The 16,637-nt window shown below is 54.2% G+C and carries 15 protein-coding genes, 1 tRNA gene and 1 riboswitch; of the genes, 6 read left to right on the top strand and 10 right to left on the bottom strand.

Annotated features, from left to right (window positions below; translation table 11 throughout):
* The first annotated feature begins 10 nt into the window (after positions 1-10).
* Together ABXG94_RS10830 and ABXG94_RS10825 are read left to right on the top strand one after the other, a co-directional pair.
* Positions 11-2,194: a dehydrogenase E1 component subunit alpha/beta gene (locus tag ABXG94_RS10830; RefSeq protein ID WP_353534117.1), complete on the top strand. Its 2,184-nt coding sequence runs from the start codon at positions 11-13 to the stop codon at positions 2,192-2,194.
* Positions 2,191-3,201, top strand: coding sequence for an ACP S-malonyltransferase (locus ABXG94_RS10825; protein WP_353534116.1), 1,011 nt, complete (start codon positions 2,191-2,193; stop codon positions 3,199-3,201). The genes ABXG94_RS10830 and ABXG94_RS10825 overlap by 4 nt, the downstream gene beginning before the upstream one ends.
* Here the strand turns inward: ABXG94_RS10825 and pncB are convergent.
* Both pncB and pncA read right to left on the bottom strand, forming a co-directional pair.
* Entirely contained in the window at positions 3,198-4,490 is a 1,293-nt protein-coding gene (pncB, locus tag ABXG94_RS10820) for a nicotinate phosphoribosyltransferase (protein ID WP_353534114.1), read from the bottom strand. The two genes, ABXG94_RS10825 and pncB, sit on opposite strands and share 4 nt — an antisense overlap.
* 60 nt (positions 4,491-4,550) lie before the next feature.
* The gene (gene pncA, locus ABXG94_RS10815; protein WP_353534113.1) at positions 4,551-5,147 is read right to left on the bottom strand and encodes a bifunctional nicotinamidase/pyrazinamidase; all 597 of its coding nucleotides are present in this window, start codon (positions 5,145-5,147) and stop codon (positions 4,551-4,553) included.
* Positions 5,148-5,243: 96 nt separating this feature from the next.
* Between pncA and trhO the strand changes: the two genes are divergently transcribed.
* A complete protein-coding gene (gene trhO, locus ABXG94_RS10810) occupies positions 5,244-6,152 on the top strand; it encodes an oxygen-dependent tRNA uridine(34) hydroxylase TrhO (protein ID WP_353534112.1) in 909 nt (302 codons plus the stop codon).
* 45 nt (positions 6,153-6,197) lie between these two features.
* On the top strand, positions 6,198-7,367 hold the full coding sequence (locus tag ABXG94_RS10805) for a winged helix-turn-helix domain-containing protein (protein WP_353534111.1): 1,170 nt from the start codon (positions 6,198-6,200) through the stop codon (positions 7,365-7,367).
* Between the two features lie 180 nt (positions 7,368-7,547).
* Here the strand turns inward: ABXG94_RS10805 and ABXG94_RS10800 are convergent, their stop codons facing one another.
* The 4 genes from ABXG94_RS10800 to ABXG94_RS10785 all read right to left on the bottom strand — a co-directional run bounded on the left by ABXG94_RS10800 (position 7,548) and on the right by ABXG94_RS10785 (position 11,164).
* Positions 7,548-8,342, bottom strand: coding sequence for a cytochrome c1 (locus tag ABXG94_RS10800; RefSeq protein WP_353534110.1), 795 nt, complete (start codon positions 8,340-8,342; stop codon positions 7,548-7,550).
* A gap of 14 nt (positions 8,343-8,356) precedes the next feature.
* A complete protein-coding gene (locus ABXG94_RS10795) occupies positions 8,357-9,670 on the bottom strand; it encodes a cytochrome b (RefSeq protein ID WP_353534109.1) in 1,314 nt (437 codons plus the stop codon).
* Between the two features lie 11 nt (positions 9,671-9,681).
* Entirely contained in the window at positions 9,682-10,242 is a 561-nt protein-coding gene (gene petA / locus ABXG94_RS10790; protein ID WP_353534107.1) for a ubiquinol-cytochrome c reductase iron-sulfur subunit, read from the bottom strand.
* Between the two features lie 313 nt (positions 10,243-10,555).
* Entirely contained in the window at positions 10,556-11,164 is a 609-nt protein-coding gene (locus tag ABXG94_RS10785) for a glutathione S-transferase family protein (RefSeq protein ID WP_353534105.1), read from the bottom strand.
* An 83-nt stretch (positions 11,165-11,247) separates the two neighbouring features.
* Positions 11,248-11,452: riboswitch (FMN riboswitch) on the top strand.
* Positions 11,453-11,529: 77 nt separating this feature from the next.
* Here ABXG94_RS10785 and ABXG94_RS10780 point away from each other — a divergent pair.
* Positions 11,530-11,973, top strand: a complete 444-nt coding sequence (locus ABXG94_RS10780) for a 6,7-dimethyl-8-ribityllumazine synthase (RefSeq protein WP_353534103.1) — start codon at positions 11,530-11,532, stop codon at positions 11,971-11,973.
* Between the two features lie 52 nt (positions 11,974-12,025).
* Here the strand turns inward: ABXG94_RS10780 and ABXG94_RS10775 are convergent, their stop codons facing one another.
* From ABXG94_RS10775 to dapF, 3 genes are read right to left on the bottom strand one after another with little or no spacing between them, the layout of a single operon-like run.
* On the bottom strand, positions 12,026-12,652 hold the full coding sequence (locus ABXG94_RS10775; protein WP_353534101.1) for a glutathione S-transferase: 627 nt from the start codon (positions 12,650-12,652) through the stop codon (positions 12,026-12,028).
* A complete protein-coding gene (gene mtaB, locus ABXG94_RS10770; protein ID WP_353534099.1) occupies positions 12,649-13,929 on the bottom strand; it encodes a tRNA (N(6)-L-threonylcarbamoyladenosine(37)-C(2))-methylthiotransferase MtaB in 1,281 nt (426 codons plus the stop codon). The genes ABXG94_RS10775 and mtaB overlap by 4 nt, the downstream gene beginning before the upstream one ends.
* Complete coding sequence (dapF, locus tag ABXG94_RS10765) at positions 13,926-14,756, bottom strand: diaminopimelate epimerase (protein WP_353534097.1); 831 nt, start codon at positions 14,754-14,756, stop codon at positions 13,926-13,928. The genes mtaB and dapF overlap by 4 nt, the downstream gene beginning before the upstream one ends.
* Before the next feature lie 114 nt (positions 14,757-14,870).
* Here dapF and ABXG94_RS10760 point away from each other — a divergent pair.
* Positions 14,871-14,946 (top strand) — tRNA-Lys (locus ABXG94_RS10760).
* A gap of 653 nt (positions 14,947-15,599) precedes the next feature.
* Here the strand turns inward: ABXG94_RS10760 and ABXG94_RS10755 are convergent.
* Complete coding sequence (locus ABXG94_RS10755; RefSeq protein WP_353534096.1) at positions 15,600-16,601, bottom strand: TRAP transporter substrate-binding protein; 1,002 nt, start codon at positions 16,599-16,601, stop codon at positions 15,600-15,602.
* Positions 16,602-16,637 lie beyond the last annotated feature (36 nt).

Here is a 16,637-nt window from a genome sequence, read left to right as displayed (position 1 = left end):
GAAATTCAGAATGGATCGCGCAGATGTTGTCGACCAGGCTTTTCGCAAACGCATAGCTAATGCGGATTTCCCGTTGGGAAGTGCGCCGGATGGTCCGCTTTCTGATACCGAGGCCGTAGCGATTTTTCGTGCCCAGTGCCTCAGTCGAAATCTGGATCGTCGGTCGCGCAAAATGCAGGCCGAGGGCCAAGGCTTTTATACAATCGGGTCTTCTGGTCACGAGGGCATGGCTGCGGTTGCAAGTGCACTGCGCCCCAGCGACATGGCGTTTTTGCATTATCGCGATGGTGCCTTTCAAACGATGCGCAGCAGCCAAGTGCCCGGTGTCAGCGCCACCTGGGATATGCTGCTGTCCTTTGCGACCTCTCGCGATGATCCAATTTCTGGCGGACGCCACAAAGTTCTAGGGTCCAAAGCCCTGAGCATTCCTCCACAAACCTCGACCATTGCCAGCCATCTGCCCAAAGCGGTGGGTGCTGCTTATTCGATTGGCCTGTCCAAGCGCCACGCCCCCGAACACCAAACCTTGGCAAAAGACGGATTGGTTCTGTGCAGCTTTGGCGACGCATCTGCCAATCACTCTACGGCACAAGGGGCAATAAACACCGCTGCTTGGACTTCGTTTCAATCCGTGCCCATGCCTCTGTTATTTGTGTGTGAAGACAATGGCATAGGCATATCCACACGCACGCCAAAAGGTTGGATCGAAGCAAACTTTTCACAAAAACCAGGACTGCGATACTTTAAGGCCAACGGGCTGGATTTGTATGACGCTTACAAAACTGCCTCTGCGGCGGCGACTTATGTCCGGGACACCAAGAAACCCGCGTTTTTGCATATGAATGTTGTGCGGCTTTACGGCCATGCTGGGTCAGATCTGCAACAGGCCTATTTGCCAAAAGCGGTTTTTGAAGACTGGGAAGCTGACGATCCTTTGCTGCATTCCGCCCGTCTCTTGACTGAAAAACAACTGCTGAGCAGCGATGACATTCTGGCAATTTATGATGAGTCAGAAGCGCAATGCGCGCGCGTCGCAAAACAGGTCATAACCCATCCACGCCTGCAAACCGCCAAAGATGTCATGGCAAGCCTAGTTCCGCCAAAGCGCGCTTGTCAGGTTCCAGTACCTCCCACTGCCGCAGAACGCTCCGCTGCTTTTGGGTCCGACTTCAAACAAATGAAATCCCCTCAGGTGATGTCGCGTCTGCTCAATTGGGCTTTGACCGACCTAATGTTGACCCATTCCGAACTTGTGATGATGGGCGAAGATGTTGGGCGCAAGGGCGGGGTTTATGGAGTGACCCAAAAACTGACAGACCGCTTTGGGCCTGACCGTATGATCGACACCCTACTGGACGAGCAATCTATCCTCGGGCTTGCGATTGGAATGGGCCACAATGGGTTTATCTCGCTGCCGGAAATCCAGTTTTTGGCTTATCTTCACAACGCCGAAGACCAGTTGCGCGGTGAAGCTGCCACTCTGCCCTTTTTCTCGAATGGGCAATTTAGCAACCCAATGGTGCTGCGTATTGCAGGGCTTGGCTATCAAAAAGGATTTGGTGGCCACTTCCACAACGACAATTCCTTGGGCGTTCTACGCGATATTCCCGGCATCATACTGGCCTGCCCATCGCGCGGCGATGATGCTGTAAAGATGCTGCGAGAATGTGTCCGGCTGGCGCGCGAAGAGCAACGCGTTGTGGTATTTGTCGAGCCCATCGCGCTATATCCGATGCGTGATTTACACGCTGAAAAGGACGGGGGGTGGATGCAAACCTACCCTGACCCCAACGAAACAATTGCCCTCGGAGAAGTTGGTGTGGCAGGTGATGGCCCGCTGGCAATCGTCACCTATGGAAACGGGCGCTATCTGGCGACGCAGGCCCAGAAAACACTGTCCAAACAGGGCATTGATTGCCGCGTAATCGATGTGCGATGGTTGACTCCGCTGCCAACGGATGGGCTGTTAAAAGCCCTTAGTGGCGTGCGCAAAGTGCTTGTGGTGGATGAATGCCGGCAATCGGGCAATCTATCCGAAGCCCTAATGGCATTCCTGCATGAAAACAGCGATTTGCCCCATGCGCGATTGGCCGCCCAAGACAGCTTTATTGCGACCGGCCCGGCCTATGCCGCCACGATGCCCTCGGCGCAATCGATTGCGGACGCGGCCCTAAGACTTTGGAAGGCCACATGAAAAAAACTGCCGTTGTTATCGCGCCGGGGCGCGGAACCTATAATGCGCCTGAAATTGGCTATCTTGCGCAGCGTCATGCTGACAAGCCTGACCTGATCCGTGCATTTGACGACTACCGGATCTCTGCCCGTCAACCCACCCTCAGCGCGTTGGATGGCGCTGAATCCTTTAAGATGTCGGTGCATACGCGCGGCGACAATGCCAGCGCACTGATCTATGGCTGCGCCTACGCCGACTATTTGTCCATTGACCAAGCAGAATTTGACATCCTTGCCATCACCGGCAATTCGATGGGTTGGTATATTGCCTTGGCCTGCGCCGGAACACTCAGCGCGCAAAACGGTATGCGGGTGGTGAACACCATGGGCACATTGATGCAGGATCACCTAATAGGAGGGCAAATCCTATACCCCTATAGCGACGAAAATTGGCAGGAAATTCCAGGTGCAAAACAGGCATTGTTAGACAAATGCACCGACATTTCAAATCGCTCAGGCAACATTCTGTCACTGTCCATTGATCTTGGCGGTTTGCTGGTTCTGGCTGGGAACGAAGCAGGTATTGAAGCGTTTGAGGCTGAATTGCCCCCGATCCAATCCCGATTTCCAATGCGCTTGAAAAACCACGCTGGTTTTCATTCCCTATTGCAGAAACCCGTTGCCGCGCTGGGGCGTGCAGCGCTGCCAGAGTCGCTGTTTCAACAACCAAAGATTCCGCTGATTGATGGCCGGGGGGCGGTTTGGTATCCTAAGGCAAGCGATTTATCGGCGCTTTGGGACTACACGCTGGGGCAACAGGTCGTCGCGCCCTATGACTTTGCAGCCACCATCCGCATGGCCGCACGCGAATTCTGCCCGGATGTCTTTATTGTGCTTGGCCCTGGCACCACACTTGGCGGTTCTGTTGCCCAATCGCTGATACGCTGCAATTGGCAAGGTTGGACAAGCAAATCGGACTTTCAAGCCGCCCAGAAAACCCGGCCTGATCTGGTCTCTATGGGAGGTTAAACCACAACCTCGATCGGGGTTTGCACGCTGACACCAAACACCCTTTTGTAACGCTTGATTTCTGCCGCGGGCCCCATGGCTTTGTTGGGATTGTCCGACAGCTTAACCGTTGGTTGCCCGCCCGCTTTCACCGCTTTGCACACCAAAGAAAACGGCGCAAGCCGATCCTGAGGCACCAAACCGCGGAAGTCATTGGTCAACAAGGTGCCCCAACCAAACGACGTTTGAACGCGGCCTGCAAACTGCTTTTGCAATTCGACAATTTTTTGCACATCCAACCCATCCGAAAAAATCACCAGTTTTTTGGTGGGGTCTTCGCCACGCGACGTCCACCATGCGATCGCCTCTTCCGCCCCTTTAGCTGGATCACCGGAATCAATGCGCATGCCTGTCCAACCCGCCAACCACGCAGGAGCGCGTTGCAAGAAACCTTGGGTGCCATAGGTGTCAGGCAGAATAATGCGCAGATTGCCATCGTGTTCTTCTTGCCAGTCTGACAGCACCAGATACGGTGATTGCGCCAGCTCTGCATCGGTTTTTGCCAATGCTGCATAGACCATCGGCAGTTCGTGCGCATTGGTGCCGATGGCTTCCAGGTCTCTGTTCTTGGCGATCAGGCAATTAGACGTGCCCACAAATTTCTCGCCCAGGCCTTCGACCATGGCTTGCACGGCCCAGTCCTGCCAAAGATAGGAATGCCGTCGACGCGTTCCAAAGTCTGCAATGCGTAACCCGTCAAGCCCGCGCAGGGTTTCAACTTTCTCCCAGAGCTTGGTGGTTGCCCGCGCATACAGCACTTGGAGTTCAAATTTTTTCATCTGATGCAAAACAGCGCGGCCACGCAATTCCATCAATACCGCAAGCGCCGGGATTTCCCACAGCATCACCTCCGGCCAACTGCCTTCAAACGTCAGCTCATATTGGTCGCCCACCCGCTCCAGATGATAGTCAGGCAGACGCAATGCCTCAAACCACTCCATAAAATCAGGGCTGAACATCTGGCGCTTGCCATAAAAAGTATTGCCGCGCAGCCAGGTGCTTTCCCCACGGCTTAGGGACAACGAACGCACATGATCGAGTTGCTCGCGCAATTCACCCTCGTCGATCAACTTGGCCAAAGGCACATCCGAGCTGCGATTTATCAGCGAAAACGTGACCTGAGTATCGCGCTTATTTCGGAAAACACTTTGACACATCAACAGCTTATAAAAATCTGTATCGATCAGCGAACGCACAATCGGGTCAATTTTCCACTTATGGCTCCACACGCGCCCGCTGATATCAACCATAAATCTCTCCGCGCCTTTTGATGGCCATGTTGGCAAGTCTTTACGATTACCACAAGCTTTCTAAGCCAAGACAACTCCGGCAAGGTCCATGTTTTCCAGTGCGGCCCGCAAAGAACCATCAATATCGATACCGCGACAAAAATCTTGCAGCACTGTGACCGAGAACCCGAGCCTCGCAGCATCTAAAGCTGAAAATTGCACGCAGAAATCCGTGGCCAAACCGACCAAAGTCAGATCCGTCAAATCACGGCTTTTAAGATATCCCTCCAGACCTGTGGGCGTCGTCTGGTCGTTCTCAAAGAAGCCCGAATAGCTGTCGATTTCAGGGTTATATCCCTTGCGCAGAATTAGATCTGCCCGTTTCACATCCAACTTCGGGTGAAACTTCGCCCCATCGCTGCCCTGCACGCAATGATCTGGCCATAGTACCTGATCCCCATAAGACATCTGGATCATGTCCATCGGCGCTTTAGCGGGATGGGACGACGCAAACGACGAATGCAGCGCAGGATGCCAATCTTGAGTGCAGATGACCGCATCATACTGTCCCATCAATGCGTTGATCGGTGCCACAATCTGGTCGCCCTGCGCAACGGCCAATGCCCCGCCAGGGCAAAAATCATTTTGAACATCGATCACAATCAAAGCCTTGGCCATATGCGCCTCCATCGGTTTCCATATGCCTAGGCGGCGTGACAAACCGCGTCAATGGCGGGGCTTGCTCAGCGCCCAGATTGGGCGTAATTGGCAGCTATGTTTACAGTCTGCGCCCTATATCACTTCACCCGCTTTGATAACCCTCCTGCCCTACGGGATCCCTTGCTGGACCTGTGCCTAGCCCAAGAGGTCACCGGCACACTCTTGTTGGCAAACGAAGGCATCAACGGCACCATCGCCGGATCGCGCAGCGGAATTGACGCGGTCATTGCACATATTCAGTCCATGCCGGGTTGCGCAGATTTCGAATGGAAAGAAAGCAGCGCTTCGGCCAAGCCGTTTCCGCGCATGAAGGTGAAGCTGAAAAAAGAGATCGTGACGCTGGGCCAACCCAACGTGGACCCGACAGCCCATGTGGGCAACTATGTTGAACCACAGGATTGGAACGCGCTGATCCAAGCACCAGATGTCGTCACCATCGACACGCGCAATGATTACGAGGTCGGGATCGGCACGTTTAAAGGTGCCATAGATCCAGAAACCGAAACCTTCCGTGACTTTCCAAAATGGTGGGAAGAAAACAAAGAACGCTTTCACAACAAGCGCGTCGCCATGTTCTGCACCGGTGGGATTCGCTGTGAAAAATCAACAAATTACCTGATGAGCCAAGGTGTCGCAGACGTCTTTCATCTCAAAGGCGGCATCCTGAAATACCTCGAAGAAGTGCCCCAGGAAGACAGCACCTGGGAAGGCGAATGCTTTGTCTTTGACGGCCGCGTTTCGGTTGGCCACGGCCTGCAGGAAGGGCCCCATGTTCTGTGTCACGCCTGTCGTCGGCCCTTGATGCCCGAGGACACCAAACGCACCGAATTCGAAACCGGAGTCAGCTGTCATCAATGTGTGGATGAAACAAGTTCTCGTGACAAAGAGCGTTTTCGTGAACGGCAAAAGCAAATGCAGCTGGCGCGTGCGCGTGGCGAACAACACATCGTTGGTTTGGATTGATTTTCACCCTTTGTTCCTGTTTGATGCCCTGAAACGGAGGGCATTTTGCAGGCACCTATAAAGATCGACAATCGTACCGCGCGTTGGCTTTGGCTGGCGTCACAAGGCCTGTCAGACACACCGACCGGACCATTGGACATTTATGGAACAATCCTGAAACTGGGCATGGTGCAGCTTGACACCATCCAAGTTGTCGCTCGCGCGCATCACCATATCCTCTGGAGCCGCAACCAAAAATATCGCGAGGATATGCTCAACCCCCTGCTTGCCAAAGATCGGCTGATCTTTGAGCATTTCACCCATGACGCCAGCGTTATTCCGATGGCATTCCTGCCTGCTTGGCAACGTCAGTTTCGCCGTATGAATATCACCGCGCGGCGCTGGCATGGGGATCTGGCGGGCAACGCTTATCTGGATGAAATCAAATCCCGCATCCGTACCGAGGGCGCGTTATCAACCCATGCCTTTGATACCAAGATTGTTGGCGAGAAACAGATGTGGTCGCGGCCACCTCATAAAAAAGCGTTAGATTACATGTGGATGACAGGTGAATTGGCCACCTGTTTCCGCGATGGGTTCACCAAATACTACAACCTTCCCGAGCGGGTTTTTCCAGATCACCTGCGCAATACCAACCTATCTGAGGCCCAAGAACTCGACTTTCTAATGCGGGCTGCAATTGATCGCATCGCGGTCGGCACCCAAGGCGAAATCCAGAAGTTTTGGGACACAACCTCGGCCAAGGAAACCAAGGAATGGCTTGAAAAGGCTGACTTAATTCCTGTGCAAGTGACCAATGCCGATGGGTCGACCACGCTGTCTTTTGGAGCGCCTGACATCGAAGATCGCCTTGCGGAACTGACCGCGCCAAGCACGCGCCTGCGCATCCTGAACCCATTTGATCCCGTTTGCCGGGATCGCGACCGACTGCAACGTCTCTTTGGCTTTGAATACCGCATCGAAATGTTTGTGCCCGCCGCCAAACGCAAATGGGGTTACTACGTCTATCCGCTGCTGGAAAAAGACTGCTTTATCGGGCGGTTAGAAGTCAAAGCCAGTCGCAAAACCCAACAGCTTACCGTGCTCAACCTCTGGCCAGAACCCGGCCTGACATGGACCGCAAAACGCCAAGAAAAACTCGATGCGGAACTCGCGCGCCTTGGACGATTTGTGAACTGCAAATGCATCCAATGGCACTGTGCCAAGCCCCGCTAAGAGCGCCGCTTTTATTTTCTCTTAATTGTACAATTTGTACGTTTCAGCGCTCGAATTGTACGATTCGCGGCCTTTGTTCTTGATCCAAATACCCTGGGGAGTTTGAGGGGTGAAACCCCTCATCCCCAAACGCAAAAAGCCCCGCCATTGGCGGGGCCTCTTAAGTCTCTGTAAGCCAATTTACGCTTTGGTCTTTTTGCCCTTGATCGGGGCCCAAAGGCGCTTGTTGGTCAGATACAGCAAGATGGTCAAAATCGACAGCATCAGAACACCGATGAAACCGGCACGCTGGCGCGCCATCATTTTGGGTTCTGCGGCCCACATCAAGAACGCAGCTGTGTCTTCTGACTCGTGGTGCAGACTGTTGTCATGCCCGTCATCAAAATCAACATCTTCGCCCACAAGCGGTGGCGCCATAGCAATCCAACCACCTGGGAAAGCGGTGTTCTCATAGAACGTCGTCCCAGCAGATTCCATTTCTTTGCCAGTATAGCCGGTCAGAATCGCAACGATGTATTCCGGACCGCCCATGCCCTTGAGCATCTGGTTGATGCCCAGACCCTGAGGGCCGCTAAAGCCTGCACGGGCTTTGGCCATCAAAGACAGATCCGGCGCGGTTTCCATATTGGACCCTGGAAAGAAATCCGCAGGTTTCGCGGCGCGGGTGTCATCCAGCTCTGGATCAAAGGTTTCAAAGTTTTCGGCCGCATATGCGCGCACCTGTTCTTCGGTGAAATGCGGTCCGCCTTCGTCGCTGAGTGTGCGAATGGGAACGTAACGCAAGCCGTGGCAGGCAGAACAGACTTCGGTATAGACTTTCAATCCGCGTTGCAGCTGATTTTGGTCAAATTTGCCAAACGGTCCTTCAAAGGAGAAATCCACATCGTGGATTTCACCAGCACCGCCTGCAGCCATCGCGCCACCCACAGAAAGGGTCAGGGCGGCAACTGCGGAGATCGCAAGTTTCTTAAGCATAATCCCGTATCCTCTTATTCGGCTGGTTTGCCGTAGTGGGCATTGAAATCTTCTTCGATGGTTTCCGGCGCTTTGGTTGGTGTTTCAATCACACCCAACAGCGGCAGAATGACGAGGAAGTAAGCGAACCAGTAAGTCGCACCGATCAAAGAGATGGTGGAATAAGGTGGTTCTGCTGGCATCGCGCCGGCCCACATCAAGACGATAAAGTCCAGAACCAACAGGCGGTACCACCATTTGAACATTGGGCGATATTTGCCTGAACGCACCGTGGATGTGTCCAACCAAGGTGTCAGCGCCATAACAGCAATCGCACCAAACATCGCCAGAACACCAAAGAACTTGGCGTCAACGATGCCGCCAGTGATCCAGCTTGTGAACATCACCACCCAAACGTCACCCGTAAAGGCCCGCAGGATCGCGTAGAACGGCAGGTAGTACCATTCAGGAACGATGTGTGCAGGTGTGACCAGCGGATTGGCTTCGATGTAGTTATCTGGGTGCCCAAAGTAGTTTGGCATAAAGCCAACCACAGCCAGGAAGATCACCAGAACAACGCCCAAAGCAAACAGGTCTTTGATCACGAAATATGGCCAGAATGGCAGCGTGTCTTTTTTGACTTCTTCTTTGGAACCGCGACGTACTTCAACGCCCGTAGGGTTGTTGTTGCCAGTGGTGTGGAAGGCCCAAATGTGCACAACGACAAGCGCCGCAATCACAAATGGCAGCAAGTAGTGCAGCGAGAAGAAGCGGTTCAGCGTGGCGTTATCAACCGCTGGCCCACCCAAAAGGAAGGTTTGCAGAGCGTCGCCGACAAAAGGAATCGCGCCAAACAGGCCTGTGATAACCGTCGCACCCCAGAAAGACATCTGACCCCAAGGCAAAACATAGCCCAAGAAGCCGGTTGCCATCATCAGAAGATAGATCAGCATGCCAACGATCCATGTGATTTCACGTGGTGCCTTGTAGGAACCATAGAAAAGACCGCGGAACATGTGGATATAGACGGCAAAGAAGAACAGCGACGCGCCGTTCATGTGCATATAGCGGATCATATGACCGCCATTCACGTCACGCATGATGTGTTCGATAGAGGCAAAGGCCATATCGACATGCGGTGTGTAATGCATCACCAGAACAATACCGGTGACGATTTGCAGCGCCAGGCAGAAAGCCAAAACGATGCCCCAGATCCACCACCAGTTCAGGTTTTTGGGGGTTGGGATCATCAAAGTGTTATACAGCAGACCAACCACCGGCAGGCGATGGTCTAGCCATTTTTCCGCGCCAGATTTTGGCTCGTAGTGATCGTGTGGGATACCGGACATATGCGCGTTCCTTATCCAAGCACCAGTTCGTTGCCCTCAAAGCGGGCAACAGGAACTGGAAGGTTTTCAGGAGCCGGACCTTTGCGGATGCGGCCGGAGGTGTCGTAATGTGAGCCGTGGCATGGGCAGAACCAGCCACCAAAGTCGCCAGCGCCATCACCCAATGGCACACAGCCCAAGTGGGTGCAGACGCCCATCATGACCAACCATTCGCCGTTTTCGTCCATGGCGCGGTTTTCATCGGCGGCATCGGTGCCGGGCTTGTTGGCGTTCTGAGACGCGCCATCGATCGTCAGATCGTCCAACGAAACGGCACGGGCGGCTTCGATTTCGTCTGAGGTACGACGACGAATGAAGACTGGTTTGCCCAGCCATTTCACTGTCAGCTGCGTACCAGGCTGAATATCCGCTGTATCCACGCGGATAGAGGCCAAAGCCTTAACATCTGCGGAGGGATTCATTTGATTGACCAGCGGCCAAACAGCGGCGCCTGCGGTCACTGCACCTGCGCCAGCGGTGGCGTAGTAGAGGAAATCCCTCCGGGTGCCTTCGTGATCTTCTGCGTGGGACACGAGGTTTACTCCAATTTCTGGGCCGGGTTGGCCTATACCGGTTTGGGCCGCACAGGGCAGCCTCTCCAGCCCGCTTATTAGCGAAGCAAAAACAATGCGTCCAGCGGTCAATACGTTTGATCTTGATCAAAGCGTTGATGTGTCGCGCTTAGGCCCTATGTTAAGGCATTCTATCCGGTGAAAATTGCGCTTAATTTTGGCCACGAGGCTTTAGAGTGCGTGTCCTTCGGCGACACAGATCCAGCCAGAGCCTGTGATTCTTTGCAAAAAGCCCGCCAAACTGCCGATAAACTGCCGGTGGTGCGAGGCGAACCTAGGCGTCAGACGGCAGTGTGGCTTGCATCGAAGTGCGGTTTGAGAACGTTTCAAACCACTTGGCCAATGTGTCATTGCCTTTGCGCCAATTACGGGCGTCGTGGCGGAAATCAAGATAGCCCAGCGCGCAGCCAACGGCGATTTGCCCCATATCGAGCCGGCCATTTAGATGGCTCATCCATTTGGTGTTTAAGGCAGCAACGCCCTTTGAGACCTTGGACCACTGGGCATCCGTCCAAGCTGTGCTTTGCTGGGCCTTGGGGCGCAAGCGGCCCTCGTAGGTGATCAGAACCGCCGCATCAAGAATAGCGTCCGCCGTGGCCTCGAGCGTCAGAACATCCCAAAGTCGTTGCTCTGGGTAGAGGCCGGCCTTGGCGCGCGCATCCAGAAACCGGCAAATCACCCGGCTGTCATACAGCGCCGGCGCATCAGGGCGGAGCAAAGCCGGGATTTTTCCCATTGGATTTGCCGCCTGCACAATCGGATCAACGGCGGTTGCGGTGGTTTTCACCGCGACGATTTCAACATCTTGCAATTGTCCGGTTTCAATAAGCGCAACTTTGACTTTGCGACCAAAGGGCGAGGCACCAGCGGTGATGAGTTTCATGGGCGTCCTTAAAAGTTCGTAGGTTTGTCGGCACGTTCGGGCGATTCTGATGTTGCAATGCAGCAAAGAGCTTGGCAAGGTGCGCGCGTTCTCAGGGCGGGGTGAAATTCCCCACCGGCGGTAAATGGGGCAACCCATGAGCCCGCGAGCGGCTTGAATTTGTCGCGTCCACATCCCGAAAAGTGGGAACCGGTTTTCGGAACAGATGTGGAGCCACATTGAAGAGTGTCAGCAGATCTGGTGGGATTCCAGAGCCGACGGTTAAAGTCCGGATGGAAGAGAACGACGGAGAGCGGCCTTTGGGGGCGGCTGTTTGTTCGTTTATCGCCTTGGGTGACGTGTCTGTTGCTAAAGGAGATATTGATATGACACACACCCGATTTGCTTTTATCAAAGCACAATGGCACGCCGATATTGTGGATCGCGCCTTAGACGGGTTTTGCGAGGTTATTCCCGCAGGCCAAGTGGACGTTTATGATGTGCCAGGGGCCTTTGAAATGCCTTTGCTGGCCAAAGATCTGGCAGGGTCTGGTCGTTATAGTGCTGTGGCCTGCGCAGCCTTTGTGGTGGATGGCGGCATTTACCGGCATGATTTTGTCGCTCAGGCCGTGGTGGATGGGCTGATGCGGGCCGGTTTGGATACTGGCGTGCCGGTGCTGTCAGTGTCGCTGACGCCGCACCACTATCAAGAAACCGATCATCACAACGAGATTTACCGCGCGCATTTTGTTGAAAAAGGCCGCGAAGCAGCCCGCGCGGCTTTGGGGGTGGTGAAAGCCCGCGCAACCTTGGTTGAAGACGCGGCCTGAAGGCAAAGGGGGGGCTTTGCCCCCTCGGCCTGCGGCCTCTCCCCCAGGGTATTTAGATCAAGAACAATGTGGGGGCGTCATCCGCTTGCCACATTGGGTATTTCCGCATGATGTCAGCAAAGCGTTCTGAGGCGGTAAAGGCCGCAAGCCAGCGGCTGAGGTTGGACCAAGGCTCCGCGTCAAAGCGGGCTTTGTCGACATTGGCAAATTGGCGCACGAACGGCAAAATGGCCATATCAGCCAATGTCGGCGTGTCTTTATACAGATAGGCCTGGGTGAGCTGGCTATTCAATTCGTGCAGAAAAACATGGGCTTTGGCGCGTTCTTCTTCGGCATTTTTGTCCGGGTGACGCACCGCATATTTTGTGTGATCAAGCGCCTGCTTGAACGGGCCATCCGCCTGGGCGATCAAGTCGTGTCCAGCTGATGGCATCTCAAGCCAGCCCTGCGGGTCATGTTGCGCCAGCGCCCATTTCATCACATCAAGCGATTCGTCGATCACCTGATCTGAGGTTTTTAGGCATGGCACCGTGCCGCTGGGGCTGGTGGCCAGAAATTCCGGGGCTTTGTCGCGCAACAGGATCTCGCGCAGTTCAACCTGTATGCCAGAAACCGCAATCGCCAGACGGGCGCGCATGGCATAGGGGCAGCGGCGAAAGCTGTAGAGGATTGGGGTCATGCGGACAGCTGCTGGTCTTTGAGGCCGATGATCTTGGCACGCACAAGCGCGCCTTCGGTTTGCGGTTTGGCAAAGCGGACTTCGGTGAATTGCTCGGTGCGGCCCATATGCGGGTTTTCCATCAGGATATGATGCGTTTTGCCAATTTGCGCCTGAAGATGGGCTGTAACCTGAGCCTCGCCTGCGGCACGCAGCCGGGCGGCGCGGGCTTTGATGGTAGTGCCATTGACCTGATTGGGAATCTTTGCCGCCGGTGTGCCCTCGCGTTTGGAATAGGGGAAGACATGCAGCCAAGTGAGGTCACACTCTGTCACCAATTTCAGCGAATTATCAAAATGCGCGTCGGTTTCCGTGGGGAAGCCTGCGATGATGTCAGCCCCAAAGGTCATATCGGGGCGTAGTTTCTTGGCCTCTTGCGTAAAGCGGATCGCATCATCGCGCAGGTGACGCCGGGCCATACGTTTGAGAATAAGATCATCGCCATGCTGCAGGCTGAGGTGCAGATGCGGCATCAGACGCGGTTCTGTGGCGATGGCCTGCATCAGGTTTTCGTCGACCTCGATGGAATCAATCGAACTGATGCGCAGGCGGTTTAAATCCGGCACCAATTTCAGGATGCGCATCACCAGATCGCCGAGTTTTGGAGTGGCCGGCAGATCAGCGCCCCAGGAGGTCAGGTCGACGCCGGTCAGCACAACCTCGTTGAAGCCCTTGTCGACCAGACGTTTGATTTGATCGACCACCACGCCCGCAGGCACCGAACGCGAGTTGCCGCGGCCATAGGGGATAATACAGAAGGTGCAGCGGTGATCGCAGCCGTTTTGCACCTGCACATAGGCGCGTGAGCGGGTGCCAAAACCGTCGATCAGATGGCCAGCCGTTTCGGTGACAGACATAATGTCATCGACCTGCACTTTTTCGGTTTGTCCGATAAAGCCGCCCAGATCCTGAGACATGGTTTTCCAGGTGTTTGCCTGCATTTTTTCCGTATTGCCAATCACCCGATCTACTTCGGGCATTTGGGCAAAGGTTTGCGGTTCGGTCTGGGCCGCGCAGCCGGTGACAATGAGGGTGCTGTCAGGGTTCTCGCGCCGCAGTTTGCGGATTTCCTGCCGGGCTTTGCGCACGGCTTCGGCGGTGACGGCGCAGGTGTTGACGACAACCGCATTTGACAGCCCGGCCTGTTGGCTGAGGTCCTTCATCGCTTCGGTTTCATAGGCGTTCAGCCGACACCCAAGCGTGGTGAATTTGGGGGCATTGCTTACATCGTTGGTCACTGGGCGGCGTCCAGAAAATCGAGGGTGAATTCACCGGAAAACACATGCATGGTTGCGCCGGTCATCCAGACGCCGTCGTCGGCCCAGTTGATATGCAGCGTGCCGCCATCCAGATCGACCTGCACCTGACGGCCGGTCAGCCCGCGACGCGCGGCGGCCACGGCGGTGGCGCAGGATGACGAACCAGAGGCGAGCGTTGGGCCAACGCCCCGTTCCCAGACGCGCATGCGCAGGTGGTTTTCACCCACCAGGCTGGCAAATTGCACATTGGTGCGTTGGGGGAAAAGCGCGTCGGTTTCGAATCGCGCCCCTTGGGTTTCCAGATCGACCGCCTCGGCGTCATCGACAAAAAACGTACAATGCGGGTTGCCCATGCCGGTGGCCGTGGGTTCGCCTGGCAGCGGCAATTTGAGCGTGTCCATTTCGCGTGCGAGGGGGATTTCCTCCCAGCTTAGCTGTGGGGGCCCCATATTGACGGACACCAAGCCATCGCCTGCCTCGCGGGCATAAAGCGTGCCACGTTCAGTGGTGAGCGTGAGCGCTGAATTCCCAGATTCGTCTAATAATTTCCGCGCGATACAGCGGGTCGCATTGCCGCAAGCGGCAGAGGTGGAGCCATCGCTGTTGTAAAACACCAGATGCGCATCATGGGTGCCTGATTCTATGACAGCAAGCTGATCAAAACCCACACCGCAATGCCGGTCAGCAATCGCGGTCACCAAGGCAGGTGTCAGCCCATCAGCACGGTCACGGGCGTCAATGACCACAAAATCATTGCCTAAACCGTGCATTTTCTCGAATCTGATCGTTTGTTGTCTGTCTGTCATGAAGCCGCATATAACCTTGGTTTCAGGGTATTTCTAGCCATCTACATTTTTTGTGACTTTTTGGCTTGACCGCCCCCTCTGTTATTCCTAGAAGCCCCACACGCACAGCGATGTGGGCCGTTAGCTCAGTTGGTAGAGCAACTGACTTTTAATCAGTAGGTCGATGGTTCGAACCCATCACGGCTCACCACTGTGTATCCAAAGGCTTAAGCAGAAATGCTTGGGCCTTTTGTGTTTCTTCAGTCTCTTTTTGGGCAGCATTCCAAAGTGTTCTCCTATGTTCAGCTCTGACCTTCCGAAGTTTTTTTGGAATCGGTGAGACATGCCCCAAAGCAAATTCAATGCTTCTGTTTTTCCGCCTAGGTATTGCCTACTTGGGGCGTCGCAATGCTTCGCAACTGAAGAGACATCTTGATGAGGATTATTTCGAAACGTCAGCTAAAGGCGTTGGTCCTTTATTCGCCTCAACACATCGCACGCTTGAAAAGGGCAAGCCAATTCCCAATGCGCGTCCATCAGGGCCCGGACAGGGGGGATGGGTGGCCAGATGTGCATGATCGGCTTCCGATGTTGCTGCCTTTCATCGGCAGTGGGCAATCAAAAGCTACAGACCTTAACTTTAATTATACTATCTAGAACTACTCAAATTCGGGCCGCATTACATAAGGCTGAAATACAAACCATGACATTGCTAAATCGTCATATTAGAAGGTCTCCACTGAAACCCTGACTACATCGCAATTTTGATGTGCCGTTGGCCTCTTAAGTTCCAAACGAAAAGGGATGGCTCCTAAAAGCCAACCCGTTTTTCTCTTTGTATTTCTCTCAAAGTGATATTGACGTTTAGCTAACGCCGGCAATCTCTTTCAGGCGATCCATAACTTCATCCCCTACGAGTTCGTTGCCCAGCTCTTGCCAAACAGGCTTCATTGCTTCCGCCCAGACAGCGCGCTGCTCGTCTGTCAGATAGTGAATGCCAACACCTTCGCCAGACATAAACTCGGCAGCCGCACCGTTGATCTCGGTATTTTTCGCCATATTCCACTCAGTCGCTGCTGCGAGCGCTGCGTTGATTTCAGTCTTTTCAGCTGCAGGAATTTCATCCCACCACTGTTTGTTCGCCCCTACAAGGTAGAAGGAATATTGGTGATCCGTCATCGTGATGTGATCTACAAACTGATAAGTTGAAGACCCACGCCATGAGTTTGGAGTAACCTCTCCCGCGTCAATGACACCCTGCTGCAGCGCCGTAGGAGCTTCGGACCAGTTGATGCCAACCGGGTTTGCGCCAATGGCTTCCCAAGTTTTCACAAAAATCGGTGCGGATTGAACGCGAACCTTCAGACCTTCGGCGTCACTTGGTAGCAGAATAGGATCTTTGGCCTTGTAACCGAGATCACGCGGGCCATTCATCCAGACGGCAACAACTTCGATGTTTTGGTTGTTCAAACCTGGCATGATCGCATCGCGTACAATCGGGTCCGCGACGGCCGCCTGAATCTTTTCAGGTGTATTCAACAAGAACGGTAGCTGCAAAGCTGCTACTTTTGGGTTTACCGAACTATAGATACCCGCGGTTGGCGATACGATGTGAGTGCCGCCAAGTTGCAAACCTTGGATCTGGCTTTGCTGGTCAAAAAGGGTTCCGCCATGGTGCATTTCGACGTCAATCTTGTCACCTAGGCGCTCTTCGAGCTGTGAGACAAGGTACTCAAAAGTTTGCCCTTTCAGGCCTTTATTGTTGTTGTCATTTGACATGATCATTTTGACTTCAGCCGATGCAGCTGTTGCCACTAGAGTGACTGCCAAAGCCGCGGTAACGGTCTTAACTTGCTTCAGGAACATATCTTCTCCTCCTTGGATTATGTTTAAAAGCTGTGA

Origin of the sequence: Cognatishimia sp. WU-CL00825 (assembly GCF_040364665.1) — a bacterium.
Taxonomy (GTDB): Bacteria; Pseudomonadota; Alphaproteobacteria; order Rhodobacterales; family Rhodobacteraceae; genus Cognatishimia.
Note: the sequence above shows the minus strand (reverse complement) of the source record. Positions and strands in the feature narration are given on the sequence as shown.

What these genes read in the sequence shown, in the direction of transcription:
- ABXG94_RS10825 (WP_353534116.1), top strand. Translation starts at nt 2,191, where the DNA reads ATGAAAAAAACTGCCGTTGTTATCGCGCCGGGGCGCGGAACCTATAAT.
- ABXG94_RS10775 (WP_353534101.1), bottom strand. Translation starts at nt 12,652, where the DNA reads ATGACCCCAATCCTCTACAGCTTTCGCCGCTGCCCCTATGCCATGCGC.
- ABXG94_RS10755 (WP_353534096.1), bottom strand. Translation starts at nt 16,601, where the DNA reads ATGTTCCTGAAGCAAGTTAAGACCGTTACCGCGGCTTTGGCAGTCACT.
- trhO (WP_353534112.1), top strand. Translation starts at nt 5,244, where the DNA reads ATGTTTACAGTCTGCGCCCTATATCACTTCACCCGCTTTGATAACCCT.
- pncA (WP_353534113.1), bottom strand. Translation starts at nt 5,147, where the DNA reads ATGGCCAAGGCTTTGATTGTGATCGATGTTCAAAATGATTTTTGCCCT.
- ABXG94_RS10780 (WP_353534103.1), top strand. Translation starts at nt 11,530, where the DNA reads ATGACACACACCCGATTTGCTTTTATCAAAGCACAATGGCACGCCGAT.
- ABXG94_RS10830 (WP_353534117.1), top strand. Translation starts at nt 11, where the DNA reads ATGGATCGCGCAGATGTTGTCGACCAGGCTTTTCGCAAACGCATAGCT.
- ABXG94_RS10795 (WP_353534109.1), bottom strand. Translation starts at nt 9,670, where the DNA reads ATGTCCGGTATCCCACACGATCACTACGAGCCAAAATCTGGCGCGGAA.
- dapF (WP_353534097.1), bottom strand. Translation starts at nt 14,756, where the DNA reads ATGACAGACAGACAACAAACGATCAGATTCGAGAAAATGCACGGTTTA.
- ABXG94_RS10800 (WP_353534110.1), bottom strand. Translation starts at nt 8,342, where the DNA reads ATGCTTAAGAAACTTGCGATCTCCGCAGTTGCCGCCCTGACCCTTTCT.
- pncB (WP_353534114.1), bottom strand. Translation starts at nt 4,490, where the DNA reads ATGGTTGATATCAGCGGGCGCGTGTGGAGCCATAAGTGGAAAATTGAC.
- ABXG94_RS10785 (WP_353534105.1), bottom strand. Translation starts at nt 11,164, where the DNA reads ATGAAACTCATCACCGCTGGTGCCTCGCCCTTTGGTCGCAAAGTCAAA.